Origin of the sequence: Paraburkholderia bryophila (genome assembly GCF_013409255.1) — a bacterium.
Lineage (GTDB): Bacteria > Pseudomonadota > Gammaproteobacteria > Burkholderiales > Burkholderiaceae > Paraburkholderia.
This window is the reverse complement of sequence record NZ_JACCAS010000001.1, coordinates 455064-472779: the sequence shown is the minus strand read 5'-3', so window position 1 is coordinate 472779 and position 17716 is coordinate 455064. Positions and strand designations below refer to the sequence as shown.

Here is a 17716-nt window from a genome sequence, read left to right as displayed (position 1 = left end):
GGACGAGCGCAAAATCTGACACCCACAAGGGATATCGATTCGGACATAAGGCCTCACATGCAGCACAGCGCGGCGACTCCGGCGCCGGCAACGCGACGTCAAAGCAATCGATGGAAACACGCGTCGTCGGCCGTCGTCCTGCGGGAAAAACGCTTCTCGCCGTCCAAGCTCGCGGTGCTGATCGGGGTCGCTTCGCAAGCCGGCCTGGACGCCGGCGCGGTGCTGGCCGGCACCGGTCTCGACGTCGAGTCGATCGCCGATCCCTTCACGCTGACGTCGCCGCTGCAGTTTCTCACCGCCGCGCGCAATGCGGTCGGCCAGTACGGCGAGTCGGACCTGGGGGTTCGGGTCGGACGTCAGATGCATGTGTCCAGCTACGGCATGTATGGCTACGCGCTGCTCTGCACCGGCACCATGGCCGACATGTTCGACACGGCGGTCAAATACTTCGAGCTGGTCAATGGCGTGTTCGATCTGTGCTGGGTCGGGCACGAAGGCGTGGCGTCGTGGCTCTTTCCGCAGCGCGAAGAAGTCCTGCTGCCCGAGGTGGACGATCAGCTCTATCGCTTCCTGATCGACCTGCAAATCACCGTACACGCCACGGTCACCAAAGATGTGATGGGCACCTGGTGTGTGCCCGCGCATGCGGCCTTCACGCAAGCGGAGCCACCGCACGCCGCCGCGTTGGCCGAGGCGCTGGAATGTCCGCTGGCCTTCGGCCAGCCGCGCAACACGCTCAGCTATCCGGCGGCGTGGTTGTCGCGCGCGCCGCAACTCGCCAACCCCATCACGGCCGCGCAGGTGTCGACGGAGTGCGCGCGTTTGCTCGAAACCTTCCGCTGGCAGGCGGGCGTCAGCCGACGCGTCTACCAGGAGCTGATTCGAACGCCCGGCCAGTTCCCGGTGATCGATCAGATCGCCGGGAATCTTTGCATGACCTCACGCACGCTGCGTCGCAAGCTGGACGCTGAAGGCACGTCTTACAGCGAACTGTTGACCAGCGTGCGTAAAGCGCTGGCCATCGACTATCTGACCACCACCACGCTGGGCACCGAAGACATAGCTTTGACGCTGGGGTTTAGCGATGCCGTGGGTTTTCGGCATGCGTTCAAACGGTGGACGGGTAAAACGCCCCATGAGGTTCGGCAAAACCGTACGACTGCGGCTAGTGGTCCGAGCGGCGATCAGTGATTGCTGGCGCCGGTAGAGTCGATCACCGTCCACTTCCCCACTTTCGCGACTTCCCGCTCGTCGAAATTGAAGCCGAGCCCCGGCGTCTGATGCAGCACGATGCGGCCGTTTTTATGGCCGAGTTGCCGATCGATCAAGCGCCGGAAGTTCAACACCTGATCGTCCCAGAAGTACTCGACATAGCGCGCATTCGGTGTGGCCGCAACCAACGGTGCATGCACGTCGTGAAACCAGTGCGGGCACATCACCACGCCATAGCTCGCGGCGGTCGCCGCAATGCGCCGCCATTCGCTGATACCGCCGCACACCACTGCGTCCGTTTGCAGAATCGCCGCGCCACCCTTGTCGAGCAGTTCCTTGTGATACCAGCGGCCATAGCCGATCTCGCCGGTGGCGACCGGCACGCGCGTGAGTTTGGCGAGACGCGCGTGATTGTCGATATCGTCCGGCGAGAACGGCTCTTCGACGAAGTACGGATCGTACTGCTCGATGCGCCGCAAATGCTGCAACGCCTGAGTCGTGTCGGTCCAGCCGTTGTTGATGTCGATCATCAGTTCGACGTCGGGGCCGATCGCTTCGCGCGCGGCGCGCACGCGCGCTTCTTCGTCGCGCGGCGAAAGACGGCCGCCCTTCATCTTCACCGCCTTGAAACCCATCTCGACATAGCTCGCCATTTCCTCGCCGAGCATGCCCGCCGATTTCCCGTCGAGGTAATAGCCGCCGCTCGCATACGCCGGCACCGTGTCGAGTTCCACCGCGCCGAGATACTTGTGCAGCGGCACGTTGTGGCTGCGCGCGTTCAGGTCCCACAGCGCCGTGTCGAGAATACTGAGCGCGCGCATTACCGTGCCGGCGCGGCCGTGCAGCAAGGCTTCCTGATACATCGCCTGCCACAGGCCTTCCACCGCGTACGAGTCCTTGCCGATCAGCACCGGCGCGAGCAACTGCTCGACGGCCACGCGCAGCAGCTCACCGCCCGCGCTGCCCACATAACAGAAACCGATTCCTTCGACGCCATCGGTTGAACGCACTTTGACCAGGCCGTAGTGACGTGTCGTCACCGTGCGCGTGGCAAACGAAGTCACACGATCCAGCGGCACACCCGCCGCGCAAACCGACACCGATTCAATCTTTGGCATTTCCACACTCCTCCATTTTTGCGGACCGTTCGCGTCTGATGCGCGTTCGGTGAGATCGAAGTGTGATAGCCGCGTGGCATCAAAAACAGTATCCTTTGGCTTCTTCAAAAGATAAAAATTCTATTCAATGGACTCGCGCTACCTGCAGAGCTTTGTCTATGTGGTCGAACTCGGCTCGATCGCCGAAGCCGCGCGCCGGCTCGATCTGACGCCGGCCGCGGTGGCGCAGCGGGTGAAGATGCTCGAACAGGAACTCGGCGCGAAACTGGTGCGCCGTTCCGGGCGCACGGTCGGCACGACCGAGGCCGGCGAGCGCATTCTGGCGCGCGCCCGCGCGGTGCTGCACGACATTCGCGACCTGTCCGCCGATCTGAACGACGAGTCCGTGCTGGCGGGTCAACTGCGACTGGGCGGCACGCCGACCATGATGACGAGCGTGATTCCGGACGTGCTGGCCGCCTTGCTCGCGCGGCATCCGCAGATCGATATCTATCTGGAGCCCGGCAATTCGGTCGATCTTTACCGCAAGGTGGTGAGCGGCGATCTGGACGCGGCGATGCTGGTGCAGCCGCTCTTCGACCTGCCGAAAAGCTGCGACTGGCACACCTTCCGCGAAGAACCGCTGGTGCTGCTGACGCCCGCGTCGATGCAGGTCGGCGATCCGCACGAGGTGCTGCGGCGCGAACCGTTCGTGCGTTACGACCGCAATGTCGTCGGCGGCCAGCTTGCCGACGGTTACTTGCGCCAACACGGCATCCAGCCGCATCAGCGCTGCGAACTCGACGGGCTCGATGCGATCGCGGTGATGGTGGACCGGGGGCTGGGCGTGTCGCTGGTACCGGACTGGCTGATGACGCGTTTCTCCGGGCTAGCGCTCGCCCGATGGCCGCTGCCGCATGCGTTTCCGAAGCGCGTGGTGGGCCTGCTGTGGGGCCGTTCGTCGGCGCGTATGCGGCTGGTGCAGGCGTTTCTGAAGACCGCGCAGGAGCTCGACGCGATGCCCGCGACGAAACCGCTTCGACCCGGGACACAAAAATAATTAACGTTTGAAGCAAGCGGCTCACGCTTCTTCGCGGTTCATGGTCACGCAATACTGCTTCGGCGCCTGAATGCCGTCACCGGGCATTCAAGGACGCGGCCACTCTGAACACCGAAGGAGACAAAAACATGAGCACGCCCTCGTCCTGCTTACCCGGCGCACGTGGCCTACGTGGCGTACGTGGCTTAGGCGGCGTCCTGTCGCCGGTCCTCACGCCGTTCAATGCGGACGGCATGCCCTCGCCGGTCCGCTTCGTCAATCACTGCCGCTGGCTGCTGGACCAGGACGTCGGGCTCGCCGTGTTCGGCACCAACTCGGAAGCAAACTCGCTCACCGTCGACGAAAAGCGCGCGCTGCTTGACGCCTTGCTGGAAGCCGACCTGCCGCCTGAGCGCATGATGCCGGGCACCGGCGCCTGCGCGCTGCCCGACGCGATCGACATGACCCGCCATGCGGTTGCCAGCGGTTGCGCCGGTGTGTTGATGCTGCCGCCGTTTTTCTACAAAGGCGTGAGCGACGAGGGATTGTTTCGCGGCTTTGCCGAAGTGATCGACGCGGTGGCCGACAGTCGTCTGCGTCTTTATCTGTATCACATCCCACCGGTTTCGCAGGTGGGCCTCAGCTTTGGGTTGATCGAGCGATTGCTCAAGCGGTATCCGGGCGTCGTCGCGGGCATCAAGGACAGCGGCGGCGACTGGCAACACACTGCCGCGTTGATCGAGGCATTCCAGAGCGAACAGTTCGACGTCTTCGCCGGCACAGAAACGACCTTGCTGCCCACGTTGCAACACGGCGGCGCCGGCTGCATTACGGCGACCGGCAACGTCAACGCGGCGGCGATCGTACGTCTCGCGCGGAATTGGCGCGACGCCGACGCGGCGGAGCGGCAACAGCGCCTGAACGACACGCGCGCGATTTTCCAGCGCTACCCGATCATCGCCGCGATGAAGGCCGCGATCGCCTGGCAATCGGGCGACGCGCAATGGACCGCGATGCGTGCGCCGCTTGTCGAACTCGACGACGCGCAGCAACGCGAATTGCAACAGGCGCTCACGCGCGATGGCTTCGAAATGGAAGGCGCGGCGAGGCTTGCGGCGGGTTTTCAGCAGCAGAACGGCTTTGCAAACCACAAGCCGCCTCGTCAGAAGACCCGCGCCGCCTGACCCTTGCGGGCCAGCCCCAGGAAGCACGGCTCACGGCCCCGTACACTCTTACATCGTTCGCCCGCCACCGCACTCAAAATAACCAGTACGGCGGGCCAGGAGACAAGCTTTGCTCAGTCACACGTCCTACCCCGCCGCGCTCGACGCGACGTCCGCCGACCAGCTATTCCGCCGCGTCGCGTGGCGCTTCATGCCGCTGCTGTTCGTCGGCTACGTGGTCGCTTATCTGGACCGCGTCAACGTCGGTTTCGCGAAACTGCAGATGCTCAGCAGTCTGCATTTCAGCGAAGCGGCGTATGGCCTCGGCGCCGGTTGTTTCTTTATCGGCTATTTCCTGTTCGAGGTGCCGAGCAATCTGCTCCTGCACCGCTTCGGCGCGCGACGCTGGATCGCCCGCATCATGGTGACGTGGGCGCTGCTTTCCATGGTCACCGCGTGGGTCAGCACGCCGCTGATGTTTTACATCGTGCGCTTTCTGCTAGGGGTGGCCGAAGCCGGGTTTTTCCCCGGCATGATCCTGTACCTCACGTACTGGTTTCCGTCGCATCGGCGCGGCAAGATGACCGCGCTGCTGATGGCCGGCATTCCCGTCTCCGGTTTGCTCGGTGGTCCGTTGTCCGGCTACCTGATGCATGCGTTCAACGGCACGTGGGGACTCGAAGGATGGCAGTGGCTGTTCATCGTCGAGGCGTTGCCGTCCATCGTGCTGGGCGTGGTGATCTACCGCTGTCTCGACGATCGCGTAGCCGACGCCACCTGGCTCACCGACGCGGAAAAGCGCGTGATTCAAGGCGAAATCGATGCCGACGCCGTGGTGCGCACACACGGTTCGGTGCGCGCGGTGTTCGGTTCGGCGCGGGTCTGGCTGCTGTGTCTCGTGCTGTTCGGCATCGTGATGGGCTCGTATGCGATCGGCTTCTGGCAGCCGACCATTATTCGCGGCACGGGGATCGACGATCCGTTGATGATCGGCTTGCTGACCATGATTCCTTATTCGGTCGCGCTGGTTTCGATGCTCACGGTAGGCCGCCATGCCGACCGCACGCGCGAACGCCGCTGGCATATCGTCGTCCCGGCGCTGGTGGCCGCGTCCGGTTTCAGCTTGTGCGCGGCCAATGGCGATAGCTCCGTGCTGTCGATGCTCGGCCTCACGCTGGCCGTCTCCGGCGTGGTCACCGCGCTGCCGATGTTCTGGGCGCTGCCCACTGCGTTTCTCGGCGGCAGCGGCGCGGCGGCCGGCATTGCGTTGATCAATTCCACCGGCAATCTGGCGGGTTTTATCAGTCCGACCGTGATCGGCTGGCTCAAGGGATATACGCATACGTTGGCGTCCGGGCTGGTGCTGACGGCGTGTACGCTGACGCTCTCGGCGGTGCTGATTCTGGTGTTTATTCCGGCAAGATTGGTGAATCGCTGAGGCCTGGGACGGCGGTTTTTTTGCCGTGCGGAATTCAGTACCGCCGCTCGGCAAAACCCCCTTAAGCATCGTTTAATTTTTCTATGTTTTGCTCGGGGCCTGTTCCCTCCCTTTTGCGACCATGAAAACCCTCTTCCGCGCCTCGATCGTCGCCGTTTCGCTGTTTGCCGCCGCACTTTCCACTGCTCATGCATCGACGTCGGCGCCGGTGGCCGGCAAGGAGTACACCGTTCTCTCCACGCCGCAACCGGTGGATGCGCCCGGCAAAATCGTCGTCACGGAGTTCATGTGGTACGGCTGCCCGCACTGCGCCGAGTTCGATCCGTATCTGGAAGCATGGGTCAAAAAGCAGGGTCCGGACGTGGTGTTTCAGCGGGTCCCGGTCGCCTTCCGCGACGATTTCGTGCCGCATTCGCGGATGTTTCATGCACTCGACGCGCTCGGCCTGGCATCGCGCCTGACGCCGGTGGTCTTCAACGAAATCTACGTGAAGAAAGACTATTTGCTGACGCCGGATTCGCAAGCGACTTTCCTCGCCACTCAGGGCGTGGATAAAGCCAAATACCTGCAGGCGTATAACTCGTTCTCGACGCAAAGCGCGTTGCAGCGTGACACACGGTTGATCAAGGACTATCAGGTCAATGCGACGCCTACGTTAGCCGTACAGGGCAAGTATTTAACCGGCCCCGCCAGCACGGAAAGTTTGCCGGGCACGATTCAGGTATTGGATTACCTGGTGGCGTCGGTGCGGGCGAAAAAGATGTAAGGGCGCGCGTGCTGAAACCGCGGCAACCGCCTTCGAACTGAGGAGGTGCGCCGCGTTCAACCTTAGGCCGCGGCCAAAGCTTTCTCTCGGCCGCTTGCGCTACTCGCCCTGCAACGCGGGCAAATACTTCTCGAACAGATACCCCGGCGGCTCATCCTCACCGAAGTCATGCGCCGACAGCAGCGTATAGCCGTTGCTTCGATAAAGCGCGATCGCTTCAGGCTGACGCGGCCCCGTGCCGAGAAACACGCGCGTGTAACCCAGCCGTACGGCCTGCGCTTCCAGTTCGGCCAGTACACGCCGTGCGAGCCCCTGACGGCGATGCCGGCTGCTTGCCCAGATGCGTTTGAATTCGACGGTGCCGGGATCGGTGTGGCGCATGAACGCACCGCCCGCGATCGCCTCGCCATTGCGCAATAGCAGCACGAACGCGCCCTCCGGCGCGGCGAACGCCTCGACCGGATAGCGCTGCATTTCATGCGCAAGCTCCTGCTCGTCGACCAGGCCGACGTAACGGCTGGCATATTCGTGAGCCAGTTCGTCGAACAACGGACGCGCCAACGGATCGAGAACCGAGACGTAGACGAGCCGATCGTCTGTTGCGACGGAGGGAAGCACCGCTGACATACCTTATCTCCTTGCCTGCGCGTAACGAACCGGCAGTTCCGCAGGTGTGGTGAGTTGCGATCCCTGCGCGTCGGCCGGCCGCCAGCCCAGTTCAGGGGCGACTCGCGTGACGAATTCAGGCGGCCGTGCGACAGCACGTCGACGGTGGCCAGATCTTCGGCCAGCCGGAACGGATTCTCGTAACCCATCTGGATCACCGCCGCGCCGAGTCCGATACGCGTGGTGCGCTGGCTCGCCGCCGCCAGAAACGTCGCGGCGGACGACACCGCGCGCTCCAGATGTCGCTGACGTACCCACGCGCTGTCGTAGCCGAGCGACTCGCCGACGCGAAACTGGTCGAGCGTGCGCTCGAAACCGGCGAGCGGCGCATCGTCGGGATAATTACCCGGCGTCAGGAAAGCAAGATGATCGATGCGAACCGCGCACATAGTGGACCTCGTTGTTGTTCTGAAACTGCGTCGATGCCGTGCTTGAAACGCCCGGTGCCGGTAGAGCGGTATCGGGCAACGCACGCCCCGGTTCACGCATCCGGATAGCCGGGCGGATTGGTTTCCGAATGCTCCACAGCTTGCGCCTGTACGCCCCAGCGCGTCAGCGCCGCGCGATACTGGCCGCCGCGGATCAGTTGATTGGTCGCCGCCGTCAGCGCCGGCGCAAGCCCGCTGTCTTTGCGCGTCGCGATCGCGACGTCGGCCTTGAGCGGCCAGCCCGCGTTGACCGTGCCGACGCGCCGGGTCTGCCCTTGCGTCGCGGCCTCGTAGGCCATTTGCGCATCCGGATTGAAGATCGCGTCCACGCGTCCCGACAGCAACGCGAGCCGTCCCGAAGCAGGGTCGTCGTCGTAGTACTGCAGCGTGGCCGCCTTCAGGCCTTGTGCCACGTTGCGCCGGTTCCATTCGAGCAGGATGTGCTCCTGGATCGTCCCCGAGCCGGTGACGATCCGCAAACCCGCGATATCGCGCGGCTCGCGGATCGCTTTGATCGGGCTGTCGTTGCGCACATAGAAGCCGTGCAGCCCGAGCCGGTAGGTGGTGAAGTCGAACTTCTTCTTGCGCCCCTCGGTCACGCCGACGTTCGAAATCACCGCGTCGTAGCGGCCCGACGTCAGACCGAGCGGCCAGTCGGCCCACGCGACCGGCACCAACTGCAGCCGCAGACCGAGCGCATCGGCCAGCAGTTGCGCGTAGTCGGGATCGGCGCCCACCACGCTGTGCGCATCGGTCGCATAAGTCGCAATGGGCGGCGCGGCTGGCGCAACCGCCACGGTGAACACGCCGGGCGTGACGAAGCGGTAGCTTGCGGCGGCGCGTAGCGCTTCGGCGTCTTTCGGTGCGCGCACGCGGCCTTTCTGCTCCGCACTGAAGTCGAAAGTCTGCGCGGCGGCCTGCGCGATGCCGGCGTGCCACGCGAGCGGCATCACGGCCAGTGCGGCCAGCTCAAGCAGGAAGGCGCGACGTTGCCTGTGCAATGGATTCGGATTCAGCGTGTCGAGTTGTCGTTGTCGTCGTCGCATACGGTCAGAGCACCTTCGATAAAAACTCGCGCGTGCGCGGGTGAGCCGGGTCGCCCAGCACGTTCGACGGCGGACCGGATTCGACGATACGTCCGCCATCCATGAACACGATCGTGTCGGCCACCTCGCGCGCAAAGCCGATTTCGTGCGTGACGATGATCAGCGTCGTGCCAGAGCGCGCGAGCTGGCGGATCACGTCGAGCACCTCGTTGACGAGTTCGGGATCGAGCGCAGAAGTCGGCTCGTCGAACAGCAGCACCTTCGGTTTCAGCGCCAGCGCGCGGGCAATCGCCACGCGTTGCTGCTGACCGCCGGACAACTGGCGCGGCCACGCGTCGGCCTTATCGGCCAGTCCCACGCGCGCGAGCAGCACGCGCGCTTCCGCCTCGGCCTGCGCACGCGGCACGCCCGCCGCGAGCGGCGCTTCGATCACGTTGCCGAGCACGTTCAGATGCGGGAACAGATTGAAGCTTTGGAACACCATCCCGACGTCAGCGCGACGTCGTCGCAAGATGTCTTTTTCCTTGAGTTCGTAGAGCGTGCGGCCATCGCGCCGGTATCCAACGAGCTCGCCGTCGATATCGATGAACCCGTCGTCGACGCGTTCGAGATGGTTGATCGTGCGCAGTAGCGTCGACTTGCCCGAGCCCGATTGTCCGAGGATCACCGTGACGCTTCCCGATGGGAACGACAGCGAGATGTCGTCGAGCACCTTCAACGCGCCGAAGCTCTTCGACAGATTGTGAATGCCGACACGGCCGCCGATTCGCCGCTGCGCCCAGCCCGCCGCTTCCACTTCCGCCGTGCTTGATGCGCTTGCCGTGCTCGACGTGTTTGCCACATTGGCCACGTTGGCCGCACGCGGTTGCGCGTCCGTCTGAGCGAGGCGTTCCGCCCGCGCTCCGACGCGCGCACCGAGCCAGCGCCCAAACAGCGCGCTCAACGGCGACACCGCCACCTGTTCGCGCGTCGCGCCACGCGCGAAGTACCGCTCGATATGCACCTGAATCGCCGACAACACGGTCAGAATGATCAGATACCAGACGGTGGCGACCATCAGCAGCGGAATGACTTCCAGATTGCGGTGATAGATGATCTGTACGGTGTAGAACAGGTCCGGCATCGCAAGGATATAAACAACCGACGTGCCCTTCGCGAGACCAATCACATCGTTGAACGCGGTCGGCAGAATCGCGCGCATGGCCTGCGGCAGCACGATGCGCCGCACCTGGCGTCCACCCGGCAAGCCGAGCGCGGCGGCCGCCTCACGCTGCCCATGATCGACCGACAGCAGGCCGCCGCGAATCGCTTCGGCCGCGAACGCCGCGTGATTCAGCGTGAGTCCGAGCACGGCCGCGAAGAACGGACTGATCAGATCCGTGGTCGATTCGTTCAGCAGCGCGATATGCGTGAACGGCACGCCGATCCAGATGGTCTCGTACAGATAACCCAGGTTGTTCAGCAGAAGCAGCAGCACGATCAGCGGAATCGAGCGGAACAGCCAGATAAACGCCCACGCGCAACTGGCGAGCAACGGCGAACCCGAGACACGCGCGAGCGCGAGCGGCGTCGCCAGAGCGAAACCGAACAGCGCGCCGAGCGCCGTCAGCACCAGCGTTCGCCCGAGGCCCGAGAGCACCGGTTCCGCGAAAAACCACTCCGAGAAAACGCCCCAACCCCAGCGCGGATTGCCCAGCACCGAGTTCAGGACGAGCCCGATCAGCACGATGGCCAGCACCGTGCCGGCAGTCCGCGCGTGATGCCGCGTGGGCACGATCCGGTAGTGCGCGTACTCGTGCCGCTCGGTGGTGTCCGGTAGCTGGCCCGAGTGGACGGAGCCGGCAAACGGCGTGGTGGTATCGCTCATGGTGCTGCCCTCCTGCGTTGCAAACCGTCGTGGCTCATGCCGTTTCCGCGGCTGCGTAGCGGCTTTCGCGGCGCGGCAGACCCAGGTGATCGCGCAGCGTCGTGCCGGCCAGGGCGCGGCTGTAGCGGCCGCGTGCTTCCAGCGCCGGAATCACGTAGCGCACGAAATCGTCGAATCCTTCGGCCTGCACCGGAAAGCCGAGAATGAAACCGTCGGCCGCACCGGCGTCGAACCAGCGGATCAGTTCGTCGGCGATCTGCTCGCCGGTGCCGATGAATTGCGACTTCGGCGTCGCGACTTCGAGCGCGACCTCGCGCAGCGTCGAGCCCTTGCGCTTCGCTTCGGTCTTGATGCGGTCGGTCGTCGAACGAAAACTGTTCGTGCCGAGTTCGCCCAGTTCGGGGAACGGCGCGTCGAGCTCGTATTGCGTGAAGTCGTGGTGTTCGAAGAAGCGGCCCAGATAGGCGAGCGCATCGTCCACGGTCAGCAGGTCGCGGATCACGCGATACTTCGCCTCGGCCTCCTCCACCGTCGCGCCGACGATCGGGCCGATGCCCGGAAAGATCTTCACGTCGTCCGCCGCACGGCCATGCAGGACCGCGCTTTGCCGTACCTGTTGCGCGAAAGCTTTGGTTTCCTCCAGCGACGGCGAATGCGTAAACACCGCGTCCGCGTATTTACCGGCTAGCGCGATGCCCGAATCCGACGAGCCCGCCTGGAAAATCACCGGCTGACCTTGCGGCGAGCGCTGAATATTCAGCGGTCCGGCGACCTGAAAAAAACGCCCCTTATGGTCGAGCGTATGCAGCTTGTCGCGGTCGAAGAATTGGCCGCTGTCGCGCTCGCGCACGAACGCGTCGTCGTCCCAGCTATCCCACAGGCCCTGCACGACGTCGAGATATTCGTCGGCGATTTCGTAGCGCAGTTCGTGATCGGGATGCTCGCCGCCGTAGTTCTTCGCCGACCCTTCGAGCGGCGACGTCACGACATTCCATCCGGCCCGCCCGCCGCTGATCAGATCGAGCGACGCGAATTGCCGCGCCACCGTAAACGGATGGCTGTACGACGTCGACAGCGTGCCGGCCAGCCCGATCTTCGACGTCGCGGTCGCGAGCGCCGACAGGACCGAGATCGGCTCGAAGCGGTTCAGGAAATGCGGGATCGACTTCTCGTTGATATAGAGGCCGTCGGCCACGAACGCGAACGCCACACCGTTGGCTTCGGCCTTCTGCGCGATACCGGTGATGAAGTCGAGGTTGACGCTGGCGTCCGCGGGACCGGCGGGATGCTTCCACGAATTCATGTGGCCGCCTGCGCCATGCAGCATGATGCCGAAAGTGAGGTTTCGCTGAGTCATGGTCGGGTCCGTCAAAGGGGGAATGGGGAGAAGTTGAATGCGCTCAAACGCTTGCGGGTTGCCGCGTGCCGGCGAGTGCTTCGACCGACGCGAGCCGCAACGCGTAATCCGTCACGGGGGTGTCGATCACGAATTCCTCGATACCGAAGCGTTCGTGCAGCGCGTCGAGTTCGCCGCGGACTTCGTCCGGCGTGCCGGTGATCACATGCGGTCGCAGTTCGTCGAGCCGGAAGTCGGTCACGCCGATCTGCCGCGCGAATTCCGCCGCCGCTTCCGGGCTCGGCAGATTCACGGTCTGGCCGCCGGCGAGGCGCACCTTGAACACCCGCAGCGCGCCGACCTGTCGCTGCGCCTCGGCCTTCGATTCCGCCGCGAACGCATAGACCGCGAGCAGCGGCGTGCGGCCCGTCACGCTGCGATAGGCGTCGAACGAACGCTCGATGTTGGCCTCGTCGCCATTGAAATGCCCGGCGTAGCAGTACTGCCAGTCGTGCTGCGCGGCGAGCCCGGCGCTCTCGGGACTGCCGCCCAGCAGCACGCGCTGCGGCGGTTCAGGTGGCGTGGGCAGCGCCACCGCGCCGGCCAGCGGGTGATCTTCGGCCACGCCCCATTTCAGGAACGCGTCGAGTTCGGCGAGCTGGTGTGCGAAGTCGGGTTTCTTCGCCTTGTCGTGAAACCACTGCAGCGCGCGAGTGGTCAGCGGCAGCCCGCCCGGCGCCTTGCCGACGCCAAGATCAACGCGCCCCGGCGCCAGCGAAGCGAGTACGCGAAACGATTCGGCCACCTTGAACGGGCTGTAATGCTGGAGCATCACGCCGCCCGAGCCGACCCGAATTCGCGACGTATGCGCGAGCAGATGCGAGACGACGATCTCCGGTGCGGAACTCGCCAAGCCCGGCGCGCCGTGATGCTCCGCGATCCAGTAACGTTTGTAGCCCAACGCCTCCGCGCGCTGCGCGAGACGCACCGTGAAACGCAGCGCGTCGTGGGCCGTTTTGCCGTCGGCGATGGGACTCTTGTCGAGAATCGAAAGTGAATAGGACACAGTGAGCCCTCCTGGTGTACCGCCAGGTACATGGGGATGAGTTAGGGGAAATAAGCCGAACGAAACGCTGCACGAAACGCCGAACGCAGCGAACGAAACCGTTGATCCATTATCGTCATCCGCGCTCGATTCCGTTCGAGCAAATTTTGCTTTGCATATGAGCAAATCGTTAGAACAGGTAGCGGGCGCGCGCGTAATAGAAGCCGCCGTTCACGCCGGTGGTCGACGCGAACGAATCGTATTGCGCGCCTTCGAGCTGCGCGACGTAAGGCAGCTTGCTCGGATACACATCGAACAGATTGTTCGCGCCCACCGCGATCTGGAATTTCTTCGTCACGTCGTAGCGGACTTCGACGTCGGTGATATAGCGGGCGGCATTCTCGAAGTGAAGGAACTGCGTCGTCGAAAATGCATTCGGCCCGACAATGTAGGTTTCCTCGCTCGACGTCGAGCCGAAGCGGGTCTCGTGCAGGCTCACGCCCCACTTGTCGAGATGCCACGTGCCGCCGACGATGATCTTGTTCTTCGGCGTCGATGTGCTCAACCACGCGATCTGCTGCGCGTTGAGTTCCGGCCCGCCGTTCGCCCCCGTGGCGATATGCGTGACCGACGTCGTGTTGATGTTCACGCCGAGATCCCAGTCCACCTGCCCGAACGCGCCGAAGCCGGTGTGATAGGTGCCCGTCAGATCGAGCCCGCGCGTGCGCGTGTTCGCGCCGTTGGTGAAGTAGCTCGCCGACACGGCCGAAGCCGGAATCGAACTCGGCACCGACAAACCCGCGGCCTGCATCGCGGCGATCGCGGCCGCGCCCGACGCGGTACCGCCTTCGACGATGCGGTTGCGGATATCGATCTGGTACGCGTCGAGCGCCAGGTGCAGGCCCTTGACCGGCGTCAGCACGAAGCCGAGGTTGTAGTTGGTCGACTTCTCCGACTTGAGCGGCGCGGCGCCGATCAGTCGGGCCGCGCCCGAGTTGGCCGCCAGCAGGCCCTCGACCGAGGCCGGCGATTCGTTGATGTTGCTGTAGTACTCCTCGGCCAGCGACGGCGCGCGAAAACCCGTGCTGACGCTGCCGCGCACGGCGAATGCCGGCGTGAAGTCGTAGCGCGTTGAGAACTTGCCGTTGGTCGTGTTGCCCACGTCGCTGTAATGCTCGAAGCGTCCCGCCAGATCGACGGTCCATTTCGGCGTCAGATGGGTCGATAGATCGATATACGTGGCGACCACGTTGCGCGAGTTGTCGCTCGCGCTGACGGGCGCGAGACCCGGCAACGCCTGCGAGCCGCCGTCGAGATACGAAGCGGGATCGCCCGCCCCCACCGTATAGGTCTCGCGACGCTGCTCGACGCCCCACGACACGTTCACCGGCGCCGGCAGCAGCGGCAACTGGAAGGCGCGCGAGAAATCGAGGTTGTTGGTCAACTGCGTATTGCTGATCGTCGCCAGATGAAAACTGGTCGGCGTATAGCCCTGGCTTGCGAACAGCCCCGTGTTCGCCGAGTTCGTCATGCCGATAACATCGTGGTCGCCGCCGTAGGTCGAACTCAGATCCCACGACCAGCCGAACAGGTTCTGACCTTTGATGCCGGTCGTCACCGAGAAGTCGTTTTCGTTGACCGTCTCGGTCGGCACGAAACCGTTCGGATAGATTTGCGGCAGCACGCCGGGCGGACGGTAGTTCTGATACGCCTGCGCGTTGCGGTGCGCATAGGTGCCGAAGCCGTACAACTCGACGTCGTCGCCGAGGTAGTAGCCGGCGTTGTAGCCGACCGCTTCGCGCGTGCTGGCCGGGTCGCCTTCGATCGGGTTGTAGTAGCCGTGACCTGGCTTGAACGAGCCGAAATAATCGTCGGGTCCGGTACGCACCGTGTGGTTCTGACGGTTGTAGTCCGCGCTCAAGTCCAGAAAGCCGTTACCGCCGAGATTCAAGCCGACGGTGGCGGTTTCGCCGTTTTTAAAGCCGTCGCCGGCGTAGGTCTGGCCGTTGGTGGTCTGCAACTCGCCGCCGTGCGAACTGCGCTTCAGGATGATGTTGATGACGCCCGCGATCGCGTCCGAACCGTATTGCGCCGCGGCGCCGTCGCGCAGCACTTCGATGTGATCGATCAGCCCGACCGGAATCATGTCGATATCGACACCGGTCGAGCCCTGGTTGAGCCCGCCGTCGAGCGCGATGTTCGCCGTGGTGTGGCGGCGCTTGCCGTTCACCAGCACGAGCACGTGGTCGGGACTCAGGCCGTGCAGCGTCAGCGCGTCGGTGAGCAACGCGGCGTCGCCTGCGTAGCTTTCGCGCGAGATCGACGGCGACAACTGGACCAGCGCGTCGCGTAGATTGCTTTGGCCCGTGGAACGCAATTGCGCGCCGCTGATCACGTCGACCGGCGTCAGGCTTTGGCTCGCTTTGGTATCGGTGCGCGTGCCGGTGACGACAACCGTGTCCTGCTGCACGGTGTTGACGGTGTTGGCCGCGGCGCCCGACGCAGGTGCACTCTGCGCCCATGCCGCGCCGTTGAATGCGACCGCCAGCACGGCCATCGACAGCATGGTCCTGCGAACTTCTATAGCAGGCTGAGTCGCCCGCTGCTTGATGTTTGTCCCGCGCATCGACTGTTCCGTTTTGTATGGACGAAGGGCACCGGCACACGGGCTGATCGCAGCCGTGCGCAAGGCAGTAACGTGGTGATGAAAGCGATGGAAAGCGAATCCCGGTCAGGCAGCGAGCGCTGCCCTCACGGTCCAGCTAGTGATCCGACTGCTGACCTAGCTTTTGGGCAAGCCGGGAGGATTGGTCACGGCCTTGTTCACCGCTTCGGAACCGAGGTTCCAGCGGTCGAGCACCTGGGTATATTTGCCGCTGTGAATCAGATCGTTCAGCAACAGCGTGAGCGGCGCGGCCAGTCCGCTACCCTTGCGCGTGGTGATCGCGAGATCCGCCGTGATCGGCCAACCGCCGCTGATCGCGCCGACCGCACGCAAATCTCCTTTCTGCGCGGCCTCGTACGCCAGCGCCGAATTCACGCTGAGGATCAGATCGGCGCGCCCTGACTGCAGCGCCACGAAACTCACGGCAGGATCGCCGTAATACTGGATCTGCACCGGCTTGAGTCCCTGCGCGACATTTTCCTTATCCCACTCCAGCAGGATCTTTTCCTGGTTCGTGCCCGAGTCCGTGATGACGCGCAGACCGGCAATATCCTTCGGCTCGCGGATCGCCTTGATCGGACTGGCCTTGCGCACGTAGAAACCGAGCACGTCGCGCCGATAGCTCGAAAAATCGAATTTCTCCTTGCGCGCTTCGGTCACCGTCACGTTCGACAGCACCGCGTCGACCTTGCCCGATTGCACCGCGAGCGGCCAGTCTTCCCACGCGAGGACCACGATTTTCAGCTTGCGTCCCAGACCGTCGGCGACCAGTTGCGCGAGATCCGGGTCGGCGCCGACGACGGTCTTCTCATCGGTCGCGTAAGTGCTGAGCGGCGGCCATGCCACAGTCATGCCGATCACCAGTTCGTCCTTGCTGGCGAACGGGAACGCAGCGGGCACGGCCTGAATGGCCGCGGCGTCGGGTGCCGTGCGAATCCGGTTGGGCTGGTCCGGGCTCAGATTGAGGGTGCCCGTCGTGGCCGCCGACGCGGCGACCGCCATGCCCAACGTCCACACCGCGAACGCCGAGCGGATTGCCTTGCTGTGCTTCATCGCTGGTTCTGCCTTGTTGAAATGAACGAATGGTCGAGGTGCTACATTGCGGCCGAAATGTGCCCGCAGTGCGTCGTCTCGCGCTACGACCGTTGCCCGAGCGGCTCGGCGCGGCGCAGATCGCTGAGCGATTCGAGGCGGCCCGGCTCCAGCAAATCCTTGCCGAACGGCAGACGGAAATGAATCTCCGGCGCGATCGAACGATCGAACAGCGCTTCGTAGCCCGTACTCGTATAGAGCCCGGCCGCTTCCGGTTGCCTGAAACCCGTGGTCAGATACACGCGGCGATAGCCCTGGCGTAACGCGCGCGCTTCGAGTTCCTCGACGACGCGGCGAGCCAGTCCCTGGCGGCGTTCGCTCTCATGCGTCCAGATGCGTTTCAGTTCCGCCGTGGCCGTGTCATAGCGCTTGAACGCACCGCCACCGACCGTCTTGCCGTCGCGCTGGATCACAATGAAAGCGCCCTCCGGCGGCGCGAACAGTTCGGCCGGATAACGCAGCATCTCTTCGCTCACCGACGCGGCGCTGTCCTTGCGGAACTCGCGATAACGCGTCGTGTATTCAATCTCCAGCGCGGCCAACAACGGTTGAGCGATGGGATCGAGCGGTGTGGTATCGATAATCTCGTAGGTCATGATGGATTCGGGGATGGCGCTGACGCCGGTCGATTGTCCGGTGAATCTTTTGCCTGTCCGACTTCGAATGCTGTCGAACTAGAAACAAGATAACAGGCCGGCAATGCGGAATGAACCAAACATTTAGCGAATGGTTATTCCATGAATAACGGATATTTAATTTGCGCGGCATGGCCGCCAAGCCCTTGCGGGCTTTAATGCCGACGCTGCAACGCCATTTTTACAATATCGGCAACGGATTTATTTCATTGCGCTTTCAT

General features: G+C 63.8%; 14 protein-coding genes and 1 pseudogene. 5 read left to right on the top strand and 10 right to left on the bottom strand.

Translation table 11 applies throughout. The features are described from left to right. Nucleotides 1–57: 57 nt before the first annotated feature. Entirely contained in the window at nt 58–1191 is a 1134-nt protein-coding gene (locus tag GGD40_RS02060) for an AraC family transcriptional regulator (protein WP_179742660.1), read from the top strand. On the opposite strand, the gene GGD40_RS02055 is transcribed toward GGD40_RS02060, so the two are convergent. Continuing rightward, complete coding sequence (locus GGD40_RS02055; protein WP_179742659.1) at nt 1185–2330, bottom strand: mandelate racemase/muconate lactonizing enzyme family protein; 1146 nt, start codon at nt 2328–2330, stop codon at nt 1185–1187. The genes GGD40_RS02060 and GGD40_RS02055 overlap by 7 nt on opposite strands. 127 nt (nt 2331–2457) lie before the next feature. On the opposite strand from GGD40_RS02055, the gene GGD40_RS02050 reads away from it, so the two are divergent. The 4 genes from GGD40_RS02050 to GGD40_RS02035 all read left to right on the top strand — a co-directional run bounded on the left by GGD40_RS02050 (nt 2458) and on the right by GGD40_RS02035 (nt 6715). Then, on the top strand, nt 2458–3369 hold the full coding sequence (locus tag GGD40_RS02050) for a LysR family transcriptional regulator (RefSeq protein WP_179742658.1): 912 nt from the start codon (nt 2458–2460) through the stop codon (nt 3367–3369). A gap of 128 nt (nt 3370–3497) precedes the next feature. Beyond that, on the top strand, nt 3498–4532 hold the full coding sequence (locus GGD40_RS02045; RefSeq protein WP_179742657.1) for a dihydrodipicolinate synthase family protein: 1035 nt from the start codon (nt 3498–3500) through the stop codon (nt 4530–4532). Between the two features lie 109 nt (nt 4533–4641). After that, entirely contained in the window at nt 4642–5949 is a 1308-nt protein-coding gene (locus GGD40_RS02040; protein ID WP_257030314.1) for an MFS transporter, read from the top strand. Between the two features lie 121 nt (nt 5950–6070). After that, the gene (locus GGD40_RS02035; RefSeq protein WP_179742656.1) at nt 6071–6715 is read left to right on the top strand and encodes a thiol:disulfide interchange protein DsbA/DsbL; all 645 of its coding nucleotides are present in this window, start codon (nt 6071–6073) and stop codon (nt 6713–6715) included. A 99-nt stretch (nt 6716–6814) separates the two neighbouring features. Here the strand turns inward: GGD40_RS02035 and GGD40_RS02030 are convergent, their stop codons facing one another. The 9 genes and pseudogenes from GGD40_RS02030 to GGD40_RS01990 form a co-directional block, all read right to left on the bottom strand. Beyond that, on the bottom strand, nt 6815–7342 hold the full coding sequence (locus GGD40_RS02030) for a GNAT family N-acetyltransferase (protein ID WP_179704452.1): 528 nt from the start codon (nt 7340–7342) through the stop codon (nt 6815–6817). Between the two features lie 113 nt (nt 7343–7455). After that, nucleotides 7456–7770: pseudogene (locus tag GGD40_RS02025) on the bottom strand (LLM class flavin-dependent oxidoreductase); the annotation flags it as partial. A gap of 92 nt (nt 7771–7862) precedes the next feature. Next, on the bottom strand, nt 7863–8759 hold the full coding sequence (locus GGD40_RS02020; RefSeq protein ID WP_179744841.1) for an ABC transporter substrate-binding protein: 897 nt from the start codon (nt 8757–8759) through the stop codon (nt 7863–7865). 100 nt (nt 8760–8859) lie between these two features. Beyond that, the gene (locus GGD40_RS37195) at nt 8860–10722 is read right to left on the bottom strand and encodes an amino acid ABC transporter permease/ATP-binding protein (protein ID WP_179742655.1); all 1863 of its coding nucleotides are present in this window, start codon (nt 10720–10722) and stop codon (nt 8860–8862) included. A gap of 34 nt (nt 10723–10756) precedes the next feature. Continuing rightward, nucleotides 10757–12079, bottom strand: coding sequence for an LLM class flavin-dependent oxidoreductase (locus GGD40_RS02010; RefSeq protein ID WP_179742654.1), 1323 nt, complete (start codon nt 12077–12079; stop codon nt 10757–10759). A 43-nt stretch (nt 12080–12122) separates the two neighbouring features. Then, a complete protein-coding gene (locus GGD40_RS02005) occupies nt 12123–13124 on the bottom strand; it encodes an LLM class flavin-dependent oxidoreductase (protein ID WP_179742653.1) in 1002 nt (333 codons plus the stop codon). A 169-nt stretch (nt 13125–13293) separates the two neighbouring features. Continuing rightward, nucleotides 13294–15729 (bottom strand): TonB-dependent receptor plug domain-containing protein, encoded by a 2436-nt coding sequence (locus GGD40_RS02000; RefSeq protein WP_179742652.1) that lies wholly within the window; start codon nt 15727–15729, stop codon nt 13294–13296. A 156-nt stretch (nt 15730–15885) separates the two neighbouring features. Then, nucleotides 15886–16821: an ABC transporter substrate-binding protein gene (locus tag GGD40_RS01995; protein ID WP_179704440.1), complete on the bottom strand. Its 936-nt coding sequence runs from the start codon at nt 16819–16821 to the stop codon at nt 15886–15888. An 83-nt stretch (nt 16822–16904) separates the two neighbouring features. Continuing rightward, nucleotides 16905–17456: a GNAT family N-acetyltransferase gene (locus GGD40_RS01990; protein ID WP_179704438.1), complete on the bottom strand. Its 552-nt coding sequence runs from the start codon at nt 17454–17456 to the stop codon at nt 16905–16907. Nucleotides 17457–17716 lie beyond the last annotated feature (260 nt).